Here is a 17,270-nt window from a genome sequence, read left to right as displayed (position 1 = left end):
CTGCGCTCCTTCGAAGGGGTCCGAGAGCGCCTGAAACTTTCGATTACAGGCCCGATCGTTAATCGGGGACTCTAAGCAGCCGTTACGAAACCCGTCAAGAACACGTCCGTAAGATCTCCGAAATCAATCGGGCTAGACTGCGCCCATGACCGCGACCGAGGAGCCGTTCGACACCGACGCCACCCCCGCCCGGCCGCTGACCATCACCCAGCTGGCGGAGCTGGCGGGCGTGTCCACCGCCACCGTCTCCAAGGTGGTCAACGGCCGCTCCGAGGTCGCCCCCGAGACCCGGGCCCTCATCGAGGGCCTCATCCGGCGGCACGGCTACCGCAGGCAGCGGCGGCGCGTCAGTCCCGCCCCCCTGGTGGAGGTGGTGTTCCACGCGCTGGACGGCGAGTACCCGGTCGAGATCATCAAGGGTGTCGACCAAGTCGCGCGCCAGCACCACCTCGCCGTGGTGATCTCCGACAGGCCGGACCGCGAACCCGCAGGTCACGGCTGGATCGATGGCGTGCTGAGCCGCCGCCCCACGGGTGTGATCGGGGTGTTCTCGGGGTTGACCGACGACCAGCGCCAGCATCTCGTCACCCGCGACATCCCCATCGTCCTGCTCGACCCGTCCGGCGACCCAGGACCCGGGGTCCCCTCGGTCGGCGCGGGAAACTGGAGCGGCGGCCTGTCGGCCACCCGCCACCTGCTCGACCTCGGCCACCGCCGCATCGCCATCATCACCGGCCCCGACTGGGCCCTGTCCAGCAGGGCCCGCCTCGACGGCTATCGCACCGCGCTCGACCTGGGCGGAGTGGCCGCCGACGCCACCCTGATCGGCTCGGGCGGCTTCCTCATCGAGGGCGGCCGGGCCGAGGCCCACCGGCTGCTGCGCCTGCCCAACCCACCGACCGCGATCTTCGCCTGCAACGACGGGCAGGCCACCGGCGCCTACCGCGCCGCCCACGAGCTGGGCCTGCGCATTCCCGGCGACCTGAGCGTCGTCGGCTTCGACGACCTGCCTCCGATGGAGTGGATGAACCCGCCGCTGACCACGGTCCGCCAGCCGCTCACCGAGATGGCCGCCGCGGCCACCGGCATGCTCATGAAGCTCGCGCAGGGCGAGCCGCTGCCGCAGAGCCGGGTCGAGCTGGGCACCGAACTGATCATCCGGGGCAGCACCGCGCGCCCCGCCGGCTGACCGAAACTTTCTGGATTCTTTCCGTACGTAACTCGAGTTTGACAGCCTCATAACAGCTGCCTAACGTGACGCAAATCGCGGCCGTCAGCTTCGAATGTTAAATGTTAGCGTTAACAGCACTCTCGGGAGAGGACGCAGATGCCATTCCGCGGCTCCTTGCAAGCGTGTGACCGCGTCGTTCTGCCGCCGGTCCTCGTCTCGGGGACGTCCCTCGGCCCGGACCTCGTGCTGAGCACCGGCCATCCGGACGTCGAGGTGCGCGAAGGCGTGATCACGAGCCGATCGGCCGGCGCCGTCCATGCGACGATCTCCGTGGCCGGCGCCGGAGGCTTCGCCGTGACGGTGCTCCCTGAGGCGTCGACGTCCCATGTCCACCAGCGTCCGAGTCGTGGCCTAGAGCTCACACCCCCTGTTAACGCTGACTTCATGGAGGAGCCCCCCACTCATGAAACGAATCGCGTTATCGATCCTGCTCTTAGCCGGCACGCCGGCGGCGCCGCCGGCGTCAGCGGCGGCCGATCCGATCCCGGAAGGGGCCGTCGTCGACCAGTTCGACGGCACCACGCTGGGCCCGGACTGGACGGTCCTGTCGCCTGACGACTCCCGCTGGTCGCTCTCCGGAGGCGCGCTCCACCTCGACACCTCCACTTCGAGGTGGTCACCAAGGTCAGCGCCCCCGTCGCACTGGACTTCCAGGACGCCGGGCTGGTGGCCTGGCAGGACTGGGACAACTACGTCCGTGCCGGGCTGGCCCACGTCGGCTCCGCCGGCGGCGTCGTCAAGGCCGGCGGCTGGGCCAAGTACAAGGCCTCGTTCACCTCCTCGGGAAGCACCGACGCGGGCCGCCTGATCGTGCAGGCCACGGGCGGCCGCACCGACCTGGACATGGTCTCGCTGTTCCCGCGCGGCACCTTCAAGGGGCACGGCCTGCGGACGGATCTGGCCCAGATGATCGCGGACCTGAAGCCGGGGTTCGTACGATTCCCCGGCGGGTGCGTCACCAACGTCGGCACCTACGACCCGTACTCGGTGAACCAGGACCGGCGGCGCATCTACCAGTGGAAGGAGACGATCGGGCCGGTCGAGGAGCGGCCTGCCAACTTCAACTTCTGGGGCTGCCAGAGCTACGGCATCGGCTACTACGAGCACTTCCAGTTCGCCGAAGACATCGGGGCCGAGGCGCTGCCGGTGCTGTCGGTGGGCGTGAACGGGTGCGGCGAGGACCGGCCGCTGACCGACGAGGCCAAGCTGGCCCGATGGGTGCAGGACACGCTCGACCTGATCGAGTTCGCCAACGGGCCCGTGACCTCGGAGTGGGGCAAGAAGCGGGCGCGGCTCGGGCATCCGAAGCCGTTCGGGCTGGAGTACATCGGGCTCGGGAACGAGGAGATCTACCCCGAGTTCTTCGCCAACTACCCGAAGTTCGCCGACGAGATCAGGGCCAGGTATCCGTCGATCAAGATCATCAGTAACTCCGGGCAGACGTCGCAGGGTGCCTGGTTCGACCGGATGTGGCAGGTCGCCCGTGACCAGAAGGCCGACCTGGTCGACGAGCACTACTACAACAGCCCGGACTGGTTCCTGATCAACAATCACCGTTACGACACCTACGACCGCAACGGCCCCAAGGTGTTCGCCGGCGAGTACGCCTCCAGGGGCAACACCTTCCACAACGCGCTGGCGGAGGCGTCGTACATGACAGGCCTCGAGCGCAACTCCGACGTGGTCGAACTGGCCTCGTACGCGCCGCTGCTGGCCAACGTCGACTACGTGAACTGGGCCCCGGACCTCATCTGGTTCGACAACGACCAGGTCTACGGCTCGCCGAACTACTACGTCCAGCGGTTGTTCTCCACCAACCTCGGCGACCGGATCCAGCCCAGCACGTTCCAGGGCGAGGCGAAGCCCGCCGAGGACATCAAGGGCGCGGTCGGGCTCGGCTCCTGGGCCACGCAGGTCAGCTACGACGACGTCAAGGTGACCGCGGCCGACGGCACCGTGCTGCTGTCGGACGACTTCTCCGGCGGCGCCTCCCGGTGGACGCCCGGTCAGGGCACGTGGGCCGTTCAGGACGGCGCGTACGTACAGACGGCCGACGTCACCGATGCCCGCTCGACGGCGGGCTCGGCCGACTGGTCGAACTACACGATGGAGGTGAAGGCCCGCAAGACCGGCGGCGCCGAAGGCTTCCTGATCATGTTCGGCGTGCGCGACACCGGCAACTTCTACTGGTGGAACATCGGCGGCTGGGGCGACACTCAGTCGGCCATCGAGAAGGCTGCCAACGGCGGCAAGACGCAGATCGCCTCCTCGGGCACCACGGTCGAGACCGGCCGCGACTACCAGGTCAAGATCCAGGTGAACGGGCGCAGGATCACCCCTGGCTCGACGGGCAGAAGATCAACGACTTCGTCGACAATGCCGCCGTTGAGCCGCTCTACCAGGTCGTCTCCAGGGACGGCGACTCCGTCACGCTCAAGGTCGTCAACGCGCAGGACACCGGCGTGCGCAGCGCCGTGACTCTGGACGGCGCCCGCGTCCGCCCCACCGCCACGGTCACCTCCCTGACCGGCGCGCCGGCCGACGTCAACTCCCTCACAGAACCCACCAAGGTGAAGCCCGTGGAGCGGAAGATGACCGGCTTCTCCAACGCCTTCACCTACGACTTCCCCGCCGACTCCGTCACCTTCATCCGCCTCACCGAACGCTGACGCCCTGAGCCGTCCTGGGGGCAATCCCCGGGACGGCCGCAAAATATACTATCCCTCTAGGTAGAGTAGACAATTTGCGACGGCACACTAAGGCGCACCGGCGAGGAGAATGTCATGTCTGTGACAGATTCAACCACTCCGTCACCATCGACCACACCCTCGTCCACTCCCACCCCCACGGGAACACCCACAGCGAGCCCCACAAGCCCCGAACCCACCCCGAGCCCGACGTCCCCCAGTCCGACAGCCACCCCAAGCCCGACAGCCACCCCAAGCCCGACAGCCACCCCAAGCCCGACAGCCACCTCAAGCCCGACAGCCACCGAGAGCCCCACGACACCCGCACCCACCCCGAGCCCGATTTCCCCCAGCACCACAACCACCCCGACGCCCACCAAGACGCCTGAGGCGTCGCCGACTCCTTCTGCTCCCACCTACCCCACTCCGACACCTTCGCCGACCTCGCCTGGTCTTCAACGCCCAGGTATGCCGGACACCAATGTCCGCGGGAGCACCTTCACGAGCGCGGCCGGCGGATTCACCACCGAGCACGATGAGCTGACGAGGGATGCCCGTGGGATTCTCGACGCCATCGCCGCCCTGGGCGATTTCGCCGGCACCGATGAGACGGCGAACACGTTCAGGCAGAGCTTTTCCACCGCATTGAAGAAAGCCGAGACGTACGTCAACGCGCTGCGCGACGTCTATCCCGAGGTCGCCAACCGGCTGGCCGGCATGAAGACCGGCTTCGAGGTCGCGCATTGGGCCACCATCGAATCCCTGCCGAAAGTGTCCGACCCACCCGAGTACTCGAAGTCGGACGGAAAGCTCACCCCCTGACACTTTTGGAGACCTGATGACCACACCAGACGACGGCGCCCCCTTCCTCGACGAAGAGATGCGCCGCTTTCTCGCCGAGTTCCAAGCCGACACCCGGCCGCTGGAAGAATTGCAGGAGAGCCTCAATGCCATCCGCGGGCGAGGTGAGGCGGCCAATGGCCAGGTGAAGGCGGAGGTGCTGCCGAGCGGCGCGCTCGGCAGCCTGCGCATCGACCCGCGGGCGATGCGGCTCGGCGCGGACGCGCTTGCGGAGGCGGTGCTCGCCGCCGCGAGCGACGCCGCCGCGGACCTGACCACGCAGATGGCCGGGATGCTGACGGACGGCCTGACCCCGTTCGCCGACGAGGTCAGGCGTTTCAACCAGGACTAGCTACGTGGTCACCGGAGGTCAGTATCGGCGCCAGCGCCTGAACTGGTCCTGGCCTGCGGCGACACCCAGCTTGGCGAGCATCTGGTTCCATGTGGGCAACAGGCTGAACGGATCGTCGATCACGTCGCCGGGTCGGTTGAGCGCGTTCCCCGTAGTGGTGAAGATAGTGGACCCGGTCAAGAACACGATGGCGTTCTGCGCCGCCTGGTTCTTCGGCAGCAGGTTGGCGGCCTTTCCGAAATTGGCGGGATCCACGTGGTAGAAGACCATGGCCGCCGCGAAGTTCTTCACCATGTACTCGCCGCGGTCGCCCCACGACCCCATGTCCTCGCCTCTCGCCAGCTTGAGCCCGTCGACGACCGCCTGGTCGAGGACCGTGTAGGCGAGGCTGCCCCCCACGGCGTAGATGAACCGCTTCCCCACCGCATGATTGAACATCTTGAGCAGCAGCCGTGCCTGCTTCCTGCGCATCGCCCAGTTGATCAGCACCTGGACCTTCTTGTCGATCGCCGGCCAGCAGAAGAACATCAGCAGCTCGAGCCACTGGATCATGGCCATCGTCCGGAGCGCGTGCTGAGTCTGCTCCAGCAGGTCCGCGTAGTCGTCGACCGCGTCGGCCAGCCCGCGGAGGTACGCGGACACCCGCGGCGGATAGGGCGCGACCTCGTCGTTGAAGTATTTCCTGAAGGCGTCGATGCCCGCGCCGGAGCTCGGCGGCCGCCATACCCTGCTCGCGACCTCCTCCACGTCGTCCAGGCTGGCGTCCACCCGCTTGGCCAGTTGCCGCAACAGCTGCGCGGCCTCGCGCGCCTTGGCCGGGTCGCCATCGGGGTAAGCGACGGCCAGCATCTGCAAGACCACGCCGCCGACGCCGACGGCGGAGAACAAGAACCCCGCCTTCGGGAGGAACTTGGGGGATGGACTCACGTAGCAGACCCTTTCTCCACCGCCGGACGCCCTGATCTTCGGGATCAGAGGTTCATCCGATCGTCCCGTCAATATCATCTGCCACGCTAGCCCCATAAGCTGGCCAATCTCCCTATTTAGAGCATGAAATGTGGAGATTTATCGGCCAGCGATCCACTCGGCGGCGGACTCGTTCGAGATCGAGAGGCACCTTCTGCCTCTGGGGCGGCAGCAAGGAGGGCGTGACCTTCTGGCGGGCCGGCCCTCCGACCGCCGAGGTTCAGACGAGCGGCGGGGCGGTGGAGCGGCGGGCGACCAGGGTGGGCGTGACGGAGAAGCGGACCGAGGACGTGCGCCCCTCGATGCGTTCGAGCAGCAGCCGCCCGGCCGTCTTCCCCATGATGGCCCCGTCCTGGTCCACGCTGGTCAGCGAGATGTGCGCGAGCGCGGTCACGCGGGCGTTGTCGTAGCCGGCCACGGAGACGTCTCCGGGCACGGCGAGCCCGGCCTCGTGGATGGCCGCGAGCGCGCCGAAGGCGGCCTGGTCGGATCCGGCGAAGACGGCGGTGGGGCGGGGCGTGCGGGCCAGCAGCTCGCGCGTGCCCTGGTAGCCGCCCTCCTCGGTGTAGGAGGTGGCGGCGATGGCGACGTGCTCGGCCAGTCCGTGCTCGGTCATCACCCGCTCGTACGTCCTGGCCCTGATGGTGTGCAGCAGCGCGACGGAGCGGGACGGGCCGACGTCCTTCTGCGTGATGTGCGCGATGCGGCGGTGGCCGAGCGCGATGAGGTGCTCGACGGCGAGCTCGGCCCCCACCTCGTCGTCGTCGAGCACCGAGTCGTAGACCGCCGAGCGATCGTGACGGCCGAGCACGACGGTGGGCGTGCTCCTGGCCATCTCCTCGAGCTGGGCCCTGGCGATGATCGGGGCGACGATGAGGATGCCGTCCACCTGCCGGTCCACCAGGGCGTCCATCGCGCGGCTCTCTGCCTCGGCGTCCCGGCCGCTGCCTTGGACGATGATGGCCTGGTAGCCGGCGCCGGCGATCTGCTCGTCGAGGCCGTCGAGGATGTCGGCGAAGAACGGGTTCCTGATGTGCGGCAGCGCCACGCCGATGGTGAACGTGCGCCCCCGCATGGCCCGGGCCGCGGCGTGCGGGCGGTAGCCGAGCTCGTCGATGGCGGCCTGCACCTTGGCGCGCATCGCCTCGCTGACGCCGTAGGCGTTGCGCAGAACCTTCGACACCGCGGTGGTGGAGACCTGGGCATGGCTGGCCACATCGGTGATCGTCACCCGCCGCCGCCCGTCGCGCGTGACCATCTGCCGCACCTCGTTCGACTAGACGCGACCTGATTGTACGAGCTCAAGCCCGATGCCGCGATGAGTAACGATACCCATTTCAAACATCCGACGACCGTCAGATCGGGGGTCCCACGTGGGTCACGATTGGGGACCGTTCCTCAAATCGAGCCTTGACGCCATACCAAGTAACGCCTACGTTAACTCGCATCGGGGGGCGTTAAAACGATTCAACGGACCCGGAGGGGCGTTGTGAAGACCTCTCATCGCGTGGCGGGAGCGGCCCTGGCCGTTCTCACGATGACTGCCCTGACCTCCTGCGGCTCGGGCTCCGAGCCGGCCGCCGACGGCACTGTCACCCTGAAGTTCCTCGTTGACAACGGCCAGGGGGCGGTCGACATGGCCAAGGCCATGACGGACGCCTTCATGCAAGCCAACCCCAAGATCAAGATTGAGACGGAGACGCGCCCGGCCGGCAGCGAGGGCGACAACATCGTCAAGACCAGGCTCTCTACGGGCGACATGTCGGATGTGTTCTTGTACAACTCCGGGTCGCTGCTCCAGGCGCTCAACCCGGCCCAGACCCTGGTCGACCTCACCGGCGACCCGGTGCTGCAGAACGTCCAGAAGGACTTCCTGCCGGTGGTGACCCAGGGCGACCACGCGTACGGCGTGCCCGCGGGCACCGCCATGGGCGGCGGCATCCTCTACAACCGCAAGGTCTACGACAAGCTCGGCCTGAAGGTGCCCACGACCTGGGACGAGTTCATGGCCAACAACGACAAGATCAAGGCGGCCGGGGTCACGCCGGTGATCTCGACGTTCAAGGACACCTGGACCTCGCAGCTGTTCGTGCTGGGCGACTACTACAACGTGCAGGCCGCGGTGCCGAACTTCGCCGCCGACTACACGGCGGGCAAGGCCAAGTTCGCCACCACCCCTGCCGCGCTGGCCGGCTTCCAGCACCTGGCCGACGTGAAGGCCAAGGGCTACCTCAACGAGGGCTTCGGCTCAGCCACCGCCGACCAGGGCATGAAGCTGCTGATCGAGGGCAAGGGCGCGCACTACCCGATGCTCAGCGCCCAGGTCCCGCCGCTGGTCGCCTCGATGCCGCAGGCCGCCACCGACGTCGGATTCTTCGGCATCCCCGGCACCGATCCGGCCAAGAACGGCGCCACCATCTGGGAGCCGGCGGGCATCTACATCCCCAAGACCACCAAGAACCTGGACGCGGCCAAGAAGTTCCTGGCCTTCGTCGCCTCGCCCGCCGCCGCCGACGCCATCAGCAAGGCCGTGCAGCCGGCGGGGCCGTACCGCATCCAGGGCGCCAAGCTGCCGGACAACGCCGTGCAGGTGGCCAAGGACCTGCAAACCTACATCGACAAGGGCGCCACGGCGCCGGCGCTGGAGTTCGTCTCGCCGGTCAAGGGCCCGTCGCTGGAGCAGATCACCGTCGCCGTCGGCTCCGGGCTGACGCCGGCCGCCGAGGGCGCCGCCCAGTACGACAAGGACGTGGAGAAGCAGGCCAAGCAGTTGGGGCTCGCGGGGTGGTGACCAAGCAGGCGGCCAGACCCCACCTCATGCCCGAGCAGGAGTTCGCCCGCCCGGCCAGGCGCAAGTCCGCCTACCCTTACGCGCTCTACCTGCCGGCCGCCGTCGTCTACCTCGTCATCTTCCTGGTGCCGACGGTCATGGCCTTCTACTTCGCGCTCACCCGCTGGACCCTGTTCGACAGCACCTTCGTCGGCCTGGACAACTTCCGCGACTTCCTGTCCGAGCAGAACCTGCGCATCGGCTTCGCCAACACCCTCTTCTACGCCGTGGTCACCAGCGGCCTCAAGGTCGTCATCGGGCTGCTGCTCGGCGTGCTGCTCACCTCGAAGCTGCGGCTGCGCGGCTTCCTGCGCTCGGTGGTGTTCTTCCCCGTCCTCGTCTCCACGGTCGCGGTCGGCATCACCTTCAGCGCACTGCTGCGGCCCGACACCGGCCTGGTCAACAAGGCCCTGGCCGTGGTCGGCATCGACGGCCCCGACTGGCTCGGCGACGCGAACACGGCGCTGCTGTCGGTCGCCCTGGTCGACGTCTGGAAGGGCGTCGGCATCGCCACCGTCATCTACATCGCCGGCATCCTGTCCATCCCCCGCGACTACTACCAGGCCGTCGCCGTGGACGGCGGCAGCGCCTGGCACCGCTTCCGCCACGTCACCCTCCCCCTGAGCTGGCCCGCCACCTACTCCGTCATCATCCTGTCGTTCATCGGGGGCCTGCGCTCCTTCGACCTGATCTGGACGATGACCCGCGGCGGGCCCGGCTTCACCAGCGACACCATCGCCTCGATCATCTACAAGCAGTACCAGGCCGGCTTCTTCGGCCTGTCGACCGCGGGCAACGTGCTGCTGTTCGTCGTCGTCACCGCCATCGCCGTCCCGCTCAACTACTTCCTCGGCAAAAGGCAGGTGGCCGCATGACAGCTCTGCGAAGGCTCGGCGCCGAGGCCGTCGCCCTGGTCCTGGCGGCGGTGATCTTCCTCGTCCCGTTCGCCCTCATGCTGCTCACCGCGGTCAAGGACCAGACCCAGGCCACCGACCTCGACTTCGCCTGGCCGGCCAACTGGCCCATCGTCCAGAACCTCACCGAGGTGATCGAGGCACGCGACTTCGTGCTCTTGCGCGCGTACGTCAACAGCACGGTCCTGACCGTGGCGTCGGTGGCGCTGCTCGTCGTCTTCGCCGCGATGGCCGCGTTCGTGCTGCAGCGCCGCGCGGGCAGGCTCGGCTCGGTGGCCAACTTCCTGGTGCTGTCCGGGCTGATCATCCCGCCCGCGATCGTGCCGACGATCTGGCTGCTGCAGGCGCTCGGCCTGTTCAAGACCCTCCCCGGGTTGATCCTGATCGAGGTGGCCTTCAACCTGGCGTACGCGGTGCTGCTGTTCCGCGCGTTCGTCGCGGCCATCCCCCGCGAGCTGGACGAGGCCGCCATGATCGACGGCTGCACCGGGTTCACCCTGTTCTTCCGGGTGATCTTTCCCTTGCTCCGGCCGGTCACCATCACCGTGATCCTGACCAGCTCGGTGGCCATCTTCAACGACTTCGTCAACCCGCTCTACTTCACCCCTGGGGATGAGAACGCCACCGTTCAGGTCACCCTCTACAACTTCCAGAGCCAGTACAACACCCAGTGGAACCTGCTCTTCATGGACATCGTGCTCATCACGATCCCACCGTTGCTGCTGTTCATCTTCTTCAACCGCAAGATCGTCGCCGGCATGACCGCCGGCGCCATCAAGGGCTAGGAGACCCATGCACGTTTGTACGACGCCCGCCTTCGAACACCACCGCGATCCCCTCGGCATCGGCGAAGGCGCTCCGCGCCTGTCCTGGACCGTCACCACGGACGTTCCCGGCTGGCAGCAGCAGGCGTACGAGATCGAGCTCAGCGACGGCACGGCCACCGGCCGGGTCGAGTCGGCGGAGTCGGTGCTCGTGCCCTGGCCGGGCGGCGAGCTGAGCTCGCGCGAGCGCCGGGCGGCCCGGGTACGCGTGCACGGCCGCGACGGCTCGGCCAGCGACTGGAGCGAATGGTCGTGGACGGAGGCCGGCCTGCTGGACCCGGCCGACTGGCAGGCGGGCGCGGCCGCGCCGCCGCTGGAACTGCTGGGCGTCCCCGACGGCCCCGCGCTGCTGTTGCGCCGCGACTTCACCGTCCGCGGCCCCGTCCAACGGGCCCGCCTGTACGTCACCGCCCACGGCATCCACGAGACCGAGATCAACGGCCAGGTCGTGGGCGACGACGTGCTGGCCCCCGGCTGGACCAGCTACGGCCACCGCCTGCGCTACCGCACGCACGACGTCACCGATCTCCTGACCGCGGGCGCCAACGCCATCGGCGCCACCCTCGCCGACGGCTGGTACCGCGGACGCGTCGGCTTCGCGGGCGGCAAGACCGCCGTCTACGGCGACCGCACCGCGCTCATCGCCCAGCTCGAGATCACCTACGAGGACGGCACGACCGACGTGGTCGTCACCGACGGGAGCTGGCGCTGCGCGAGCGGCCCCGTCACCGAGGCCGGTCTGTACGACGGCGAGAAGCACGACGCCCGCCTGGTGCCGTCCGGCTGGTCGGAGCCCGGCTTCGACGACGCGGCCTGGCTGCCCGCCGACGCGCTGCCGCACGACCCGGCCCTGCTCGTCGCGCCGACCGGCCCGCCGGTCCGCCGGGTGGAGACGCTCGCCCCGGTGGAGGTGCTGACCGGGCCGGACGGGGAGACGATCCTCGACTTCGGCCAGAACATCGCCGGCCGCCTGCGCATCCGCGTGCAGGGCCCGGCCGGGCACACCGTCACGTTCCGGCACGCCGAGGTCCTGGAGGACGGCGCGCCGGCCCTGCGGCCGCTGCGCGACGCGGCGGCGCTCGACCAGTACACGCTGCGCGGCGACGACACACCCGAGGAGTGGGAGCCGCGCTTCACCGTGCACGGCTTCCGCTACGCCCAGGTCGACGGCTGGCCCGGCGAGCTGGACCCGGCCGACATCCAGGCCGTGGTCTGCCACACCGACATGCGGCCCACCGGCGACTTCGACTGCTCCGACCCGCTGCTGAACCGCCTGCACGACAACGTCCGCTGGAGCATGCGCGGCAACTACGTCGACCTGCCCACCGACTGCCCGCAGCGCGACGAGCGGCTCGGCTGGACCGGCGACATCCAGGTCTTCGCCCCGGCCGCCGCCTTCCTGTACGACTGCGCGGGCCCGCTGTCGTCCTGGCTGGCCGACCTGGCCGCCGACCAGGCCGAGCACGGCACTGTGCCGCACTACGTGCCGTGGGTGGAGCTGGTGTTCGGCACCGCTCCCACCGCGGCCTGGGGCGATGCCGCGGTGCTGGTGCCCTGGACGCTCTACCAGCGTTTCGGCGACCTCGGGCTGCTGCGGCAGCAGTACCCGAGCATGAAGGCGTGGGTGGACCAGGTGGCCCGGCTGACCGGCGACGACCACCTGTGGGACGAGGGCTTCCAGTTCGGCGACTGGCTGGACCCGGCCGCGCCGCCGGACAACCCGGGCAAAGCGCGTACCGACCACGCGCTCGTCGCCACCGCCTACCACGCCTGGAGCGCCGGGATCCTGGCGGAGGCGGCCGCGTTGCTGGGGCACTCCTCCGATGCCGAGCACTATGCCGCGCTGGCAGGGGCGGTGCGTGAGGCGTTCCGCCGCGAGTTCGTCACCCCGTCGGGGCGGCTGGCCTGCGACACCCAGACCGCCTACGCCCTGGCCCTGACGTTCGACCTGCTGGACGGGCCCGCGCAGCGAGAGCGGGCCGGGCGCCGCCTGGCCGAGCTGGTCGCATGGGACGACTACCGCATCGGCACCGGCTTCGTCGGCACCCCGCTCATCTGCGACGCGCTCTGCTCTGTCGGCGCTTACGACACGGCGTACGCGCTGCTGCTCCAGCGCAACTGCCCGTCCTGGCTGTACCCGGTGACGATGGGCGCCACCACCATCTGGGAGCGGTGGGACAGCCTGCTGCCCGACGGCTCGGTCAACCCGGGCGAGATGACCTCCTTCAACCACTACGCCCTCGGGGCGGTGGCCGACTGGCTGCACCGCACCGTGGCCGGCCTCGCCCCGGCCGCCCCCGGCTACCGCCGCCTGCGCGTCGCGCCCCGGCCCGGCCGGGAGCTGACCCACGCCTCGGCCCGCCTCGACACCCCGTACGGTCCGGCGTCGGTCTCCTGGTCCAGAGAGGGCAGGACGCTCACGGTCACCGCGACCGTGCCGCCGGGCACGGTCGCCGAGGTGGACCTGCCCGGAGCGGCCCCGCAGGAGGTGGGCTCGGGCACCCACACGTTCACCACCCGGATGTGAGCCGCTGCCCGGCCCGTCGAGACGTCGGCGGCGGGCCGGGCAGCGCCACCTGGATGGGACTGCACCGTGCCGGCCGCCACCATGACGAGAACCACCCCGAAGATGATCAAGCCTCGGTCGTGTAACGGGCGATGCGTACGGGGAGCGTGCGCGGCCCGCGTACCTGGCCTGTCGCCCAGGTGACCGCCGCCGGGTCGTCGAGGCTGAAGTCCGGGATGCGCTCCAGCCACACCTCCAGGGCGACCCGCAGCTCCATGCGTGCCAGATGCGAGCCCACACAGCGGTGGATGCCCAGCCCGAAGGCGGCGTGCCGGTTCACCTGGCGGTCGATGAGCACCTCGCCTGCCTGGACGAACTGCTCAGGATCGCGGTTGGCCGCCGGGAACGACAGCAGGACCCAGTCGTCGGCCTTCATGTCCACGCCGTTCCAGCGCATGTCCTCCTTGACCAGCCGCGCCATCGTGACCGGCGCGTAGGCCCGCAGGAGCTCCTCCATCGCGGTCGGCAGCAGCCCGGGCTCGGCCACCAGCCGCCGGCGGTCGGCAGGCGTCTTGGCCAGGTGCCACAGCGACGCCCCGATGGCGCTCCACGTCGTGTCGATGCCCGCGATGAGCAGCAGCGCCATCGTCCCGGCCACGTGCGAGGGGGCCAGTTTCTGGCCGTACAGCTCGGCGTCGATCAGGTACGTCGTCAGGTCGTCACGCGGGTGGTCCACGTGGTCGCGGATCTGGGCGAGCAGGTAGTCGAAGAGCCGGCCCATCCGCGCGATGCGCTCTTCCGGCGGCAGGTTGACGCCTTCGAGCGTGTTCTCGACGAACTCGCGGAACCGGGGCCCGTCCTCGGGAGGGAAGCCCAACATGTCGGCGATGACCCGCATCGGGATGTGCTGGGCGTAGTCGCGGGCGGCGTCGACGACGTCCTGCCCCTCTAACGCGTCGATCAAAGCGTGGCAGAACGCCCTGGTGGCCGCCTCCCGCTTGGCGACCGCCGTCTTGGTGAACGCCGGGAGGAGCAGCTTGCGGGCGTCGTGGTGGAAGGGCGGGTCGGAGGAGATCGGCGGCGAGCCGCCCATGGGGGCCAGCTCGCGGGGCGGCCGGAAGTTGCTCATGATGATCGAGCGCGATGAGAAGCGCTCGGTGTCGTAGGCGATGGCCGCGACGTCCTCGTGGCGCGTCGGCAGCCAGCCGCCGCCGAAGCGGTCGGTGTGCGCGATCGGGCAGCGCTGCCGCAGGTCGTCCTGGATCGGGTACGGGTCGGCCGCCCATTCGGGCTCGAGGTGCGAGAAGTCGGTCGCCCAGTCGGAGACAGGGCCGGTGACGATCTCGCTGCGCGTGCCGACGGGCTGGTCCGCCCGGGCCTCCTGGTAGTCCCGCGCGAAGCGGTCGTCCACGGTCATCTCACGACTCCTCAATGATGACGATCGCCCGTTCCGGACAGTTGGCGACGGCCAGGTGCGCCGCCTTCTCCTCGTCCGCCGGCACGACGCCGTCGCCGATCACCTGCCCGTAGCCCTCGTCGTCCTCGCTGAACAGGCCGGGGGCCAGGTCGTAGCAGCGGCCGTGTCCCTGGCAGCGGTCAAAATCGATGCGTACTTTCAATGCGAGTGCTCCGCTTCCGTGTGCGATGTCGTCGGTCGGGCTAGGGCGGCCACGACGCGGGTGAGCAGCGCCGCCCACTCCCCGTCGTCCACCGCGTGCAGGTCCGGCGTGATGAGCGCGCTGCCCATGGACAGCAGCAGGCAGAAGTGGGCCAGCGCGTCCGGGGACAACGCGGGGTCCAGCTCGCCGCCGCCCTGGGCAGCGCGTACCAGCTCGGCGAGCCAGGCGGCACGTTCGCCCACGTAATCCCGCATCGGGCGGGCGACGTCCTCGTCGCGGCGGGCCGCCACCAGTGCCTCGACGATCAGGTGGCCGGGAGCCCCTTGACGTCGCGGCAGCCAGCGGCCGATCACGAGGAGCAGCTCCATGACCGACCGGTCGGGGTCCGCGGCGAACAGGTTGGCCAGCATCCGCCGCCCGTGCGCCTCCAGCGCGGCCACGAGCAGGTCGGCCTTGGAGCCGAAGTGCGCGTACAGCGCGCCGTTGCTGACGCCGGCCGCCGCAGCGATGTCGGCCACGCGCGTGCCGTCATACCCGCGCTGGGCGAACACCTCGGCGGCCGCCTGCAGCAACCGTTCACGCGTCTCAGCTGCGGTGACGCCCGCGATGCGGCCCATGGAGGGAATTTAAAGTTCGTTCATTTCATACGTCAAGACGCCCGGACAACGCGGCCGCCAGTGTCTGGCGTCGCCTCAACTTGAGAGTTCGGCACGGTACTTGATAGTTGACCTGATAGTGAGAGCTCAAAATGACAGTTGGCCTCCCTCGGCGGCGGCGTCTGGCACTGGTGGTTGAGCCGCAGCCAGGTGAATCGTTCGCCTCTTGGGCTGATCGGATGGCGGTACGCAACGGATGTCCGGTGTGGATGATCGCCGAGGCGTTAGGGCTGGATGTACATGCGTCAAGCGATGTCCGTTCACTGGCGTACGGCGTTGTTGTGACGTCGGAGACCTGCAGGGCGATCGGGGCTGCCACAGGCGTGAGTGCCGAGGTCGTGCGTGGGATGCACCTGGAGGTGTTCGACGGCTCGGCCGTGGATCTGGCAGGTGTCCGCGTGGGGGAAAAGGACTCAGTCCGCCTGGCAGAGGGCCGTGAGTGGGTGCAGTTCTTCGGCAGCCGGGCATGCCCGAAGTGCCTGGCGGCTTCGGGCGGAGCGTGGCCGGTCTGGTGGAAGCTGGGCTGGGCCGCGGTTTGTCCCGAGCATCGGATGCTGCTGGTGGATCTCTGCCCGAGATGCCGTGTTGCCGTGCGACGTGGCCCGGCCGGCCAGCCTGCGCGTCTGTCTCGCTCACGGATGCCGGCTCCGTTGCGATGCGGTGCGCTCCTCAGCGGGGCCGTATGCGATCAGCCGATCCCACAGATCAGTACGATCGCGGTGAGTAACGAACTCGCTGATCAGCAACAACTCGTGCTCGAGATGGCGATGCGCCGCCAGCCTGCGCTGTTCGCGGGCCAGGTGGTGAGTGCCGGTCAGTGGTTCGCGGCCTTAAAAGCGACGGCGATGCTGGTCCGGCTGGGGGTGCCGGAGGTTCTCCCTCTGTTGGATGTGACTGCGGATGACCGGGGCGCGCTGGCCGCAGAGGCCGCTGCTGGGCAGCGGTGGAACCGGGCGGGGCCAGTGGGCCGCTTCGGGATGGCTCCGCGGACGGCGTTGGTAGCTGCGGGACTGCTGGCGGTGGCTTTGGAGGTGGCCGCGGCGGAAGAGGAGTCGGAGCTGGTGGCCCGATTGATGCCACTGGCCGCCGCCGCGCGGATTCGGTGGAAGGAGCGGCGGCCAGATCCGTTGACGCAGATGGATCTGCCAGCGTTTTTCACCGCAGCTCTGGATGCCGCTCTCGGCGGGCAGACTCGGCGGTCGTGAGCAAGGCGAGAAGTGGTGGATCGATTGTTCTGAGCCAACGGGCTTGGATTGAGATGCTTGGCCCGGAAAGTGCCACGAAGTCGACCACAGAGCGCTACCGTGACCTTCGTCATATGGTTCTGCTCGGCGTGCCGACGCTTTTGAATGGATGCGAGCAGCCGCTTCTTACGGTCTCGGGAGGCGCGATGAAGGCTGCCGACCTACAGTTACGCAGCGTCCAAGTTCGCTACCTGCATCCGGACAGGCAGGAAGAACGGCTCCCGCTGGAAGCTGCCGCCGAGGTGGCGTTCGAGAACTGCGGCGCGATCCGGCGGATCCCGCACCGGGCCGATCAGGCACACACACCGAGCACGCACTGGTCCTCCACGACGAACCGGATGATCGAGTGCGAGTCGCATCTGGAGAGCGTCTGGATGACGATGCTGGACTTCGATCCCGAGGTGACCGGCTTCTCCGGCCAGCCGATGCAGTTGCTTGGCGTGGATGATCGCGGCGCGTGGAAGGCCACCCCTGACCTGTTCGTCCGCCGGGTGGACGGCTCGGCGACGGTGATGGAGGTCAAGAACCCCGGCCGGTTGAACGACGCGAAGGTGAAGGCGACCGCCGAGCGGGTCGCGGCCTGCTGCGCGGCGGCGGGCTG

The 17,270-nt window shown here is 68.9% G+C and carries 15 protein-coding genes and 2 pseudogenes; 12 read left to right on the top strand and 5 right to left on the bottom strand.

What is annotated here, in order from left to right:
- Window positions 1-145 precede the first annotated feature (145 nt).
- From AB0J09_RS12630 to AB0J09_RS12605, 6 genes and pseudogenes are all read left to right on the top strand, one after another.
- The gene (locus tag AB0J09_RS12630) at window positions 146-1,189 is read left to right on the top strand and encodes a LacI family DNA-binding transcriptional regulator (RefSeq protein ID WP_360689270.1); all 1,044 of its coding nucleotides are present in this window, start codon (window positions 146-148) and stop codon (window positions 1,187-1,189) included.
- Window positions 1,190-2,074: 885 nt separating this feature from the next.
- Window positions 2,075-3,205, top strand: a pseudogene (locus tag AB0J09_RS12625) (alpha-L-arabinofuranosidase C-terminal domain-containing protein); the annotation flags it as partial.
- 20 nt (window positions 3,206-3,225) lie between these two features.
- On the top strand, window positions 3,226-3,900 hold the full coding sequence (locus AB0J09_RS12620; RefSeq protein WP_360689306.1) for an alpha-L-arabinofuranosidase C-terminal domain-containing protein: 675 nt from the start codon (window positions 3,226-3,228) through the stop codon (window positions 3,898-3,900).
- 74 nt (window positions 3,901-3,974) lie between these two features.
- On the top strand, window positions 3,975-4,307 hold the full coding sequence (locus tag AB0J09_RS12615) for a hypothetical protein (protein WP_360689268.1): 333 nt from the start codon (window positions 3,975-3,977) through the stop codon (window positions 4,305-4,307).
- 79 nt (window positions 4,308-4,386) lie between these two features.
- Entirely contained in the window at window positions 4,387-4,740 is a 354-nt protein-coding gene (locus AB0J09_RS12610; RefSeq protein WP_360689266.1) for a hypothetical protein, read from the top strand.
- A gap of 16 nt (window positions 4,741-4,756) precedes the next feature.
- Entirely contained in the window at window positions 4,757-5,110 is a 354-nt protein-coding gene (locus AB0J09_RS12605) for a YbaB/EbfC family nucleoid-associated protein (RefSeq protein ID WP_360689265.1), read from the top strand.
- Window positions 5,111-5,128: 18 nt separating this feature from the next.
- Here AB0J09_RS12605 and AB0J09_RS12600 read toward each other — a convergent pair whose 3' ends face one another.
- Window positions 5,129-6,037 (bottom strand): hypothetical protein, encoded by a 909-nt coding sequence (locus AB0J09_RS12600; protein ID WP_360689263.1) that lies wholly within the window; start codon window positions 6,035-6,037, stop codon window positions 5,129-5,131.
- A gap of 259 nt (window positions 6,038-6,296) precedes the next feature.
- Window positions 6,297-7,334: a LacI family DNA-binding transcriptional regulator gene (locus tag AB0J09_RS12595; RefSeq protein WP_360689261.1), complete on the bottom strand. Its 1,038-nt coding sequence runs from the start codon at window positions 7,332-7,334 to the stop codon at window positions 6,297-6,299.
- Between the two features lie 231 nt (window positions 7,335-7,565).
- Between AB0J09_RS12595 and AB0J09_RS12590 the strand changes: the two genes are divergently transcribed.
- The 4 genes from AB0J09_RS12590 to AB0J09_RS12575 are packed head-to-tail and all read left to right on the top strand — an operon-like array spanning window position 7,566 to window position 13,171.
- Window positions 7,566-8,867, top strand: coding sequence for an extracellular solute-binding protein (locus AB0J09_RS12590; RefSeq protein WP_360689259.1), 1,302 nt, complete (start codon window positions 7,566-7,568; stop codon window positions 8,865-8,867).
- Window positions 8,861-9,781, top strand: coding sequence for a sugar ABC transporter permease (locus AB0J09_RS12585; protein ID WP_360689257.1), 921 nt, complete (start codon window positions 8,861-8,863; stop codon window positions 9,779-9,781). Before AB0J09_RS12590 ends, AB0J09_RS12585 begins: the two co-directional genes overlap by 7 nt.
- The gene (locus tag AB0J09_RS12580; protein ID WP_360689255.1) at window positions 9,778-10,605 is read left to right on the top strand and encodes a carbohydrate ABC transporter permease; all 828 of its coding nucleotides are present in this window, start codon (window positions 9,778-9,780) and stop codon (window positions 10,603-10,605) included. The genes AB0J09_RS12585 and AB0J09_RS12580 overlap by 4 nt, the downstream gene beginning before the upstream one ends.
- A 7-nt stretch (window positions 10,606-10,612) precedes the next feature.
- A complete protein-coding gene (locus AB0J09_RS12575; RefSeq protein ID WP_360689253.1) occupies window positions 10,613-13,171 on the top strand; it encodes a glycoside hydrolase family 78 protein in 2,559 nt (852 codons plus the stop codon).
- Between the two features lie 106 nt (window positions 13,172-13,277).
- Here AB0J09_RS12575 and AB0J09_RS12570 read toward each other — a convergent pair whose 3' ends face one another.
- The 3 genes from AB0J09_RS12570 to AB0J09_RS12560 are packed head-to-tail and all read right to left on the bottom strand — an operon-like array spanning window position 13,278 to window position 15,386.
- Window positions 13,278-14,567 carry a cytochrome P450 gene (locus AB0J09_RS12570; protein ID WP_360689251.1) on the bottom strand — a complete coding sequence of 430 codons (1,290 nt, stop codon included), beginning with the start codon at window positions 14,565-14,567 and terminating at the stop codon, window positions 13,278-13,280.
- 1 nt (window position 14,568) lies between these two features.
- Window positions 14,569-14,769, bottom strand: a complete 201-nt coding sequence (locus AB0J09_RS12565) for a ferredoxin (RefSeq protein WP_360689249.1) — start codon at window positions 14,767-14,769, stop codon at window positions 14,569-14,571.
- Window positions 14,766-15,386, bottom strand: a complete 621-nt coding sequence (locus tag AB0J09_RS12560) for a TetR family transcriptional regulator (RefSeq protein WP_360689247.1) — start codon at window positions 15,384-15,386, stop codon at window positions 14,766-14,768. The genes AB0J09_RS12565 and AB0J09_RS12560 overlap by 4 nt, the downstream gene beginning before the upstream one ends.
- A 131-nt stretch (window positions 15,387-15,517) precedes the next feature.
- On the opposite strand from AB0J09_RS12560, the gene AB0J09_RS12555 reads away from it, so the two are divergent.
- Both AB0J09_RS12555 and AB0J09_RS12550 read left to right on the top strand, forming a co-directional pair.
- Window positions 15,518-16,630, top strand: coding sequence for a TniQ family protein (locus AB0J09_RS12555; RefSeq protein WP_360689245.1), 1,113 nt, complete (start codon window positions 15,518-15,520; stop codon window positions 16,628-16,630).
- A gap of 113 nt (window positions 16,631-16,743) precedes the next feature.
- Window positions 16,744-17,270: pseudogene (locus AB0J09_RS12550) on the top strand (hypothetical protein); the annotation flags it as partial.

Source organism: Nonomuraea sp. NPDC049784, from assembly GCF_040659615.1.
Taxonomy (GTDB): Bacteria; Actinomycetota; Actinomycetes; order Streptosporangiales; family Streptosporangiaceae; genus Nonomuraea.
Note: the sequence above shows the minus strand (reverse complement) of the source record. Positions and strands in the feature narration are given on the sequence as shown.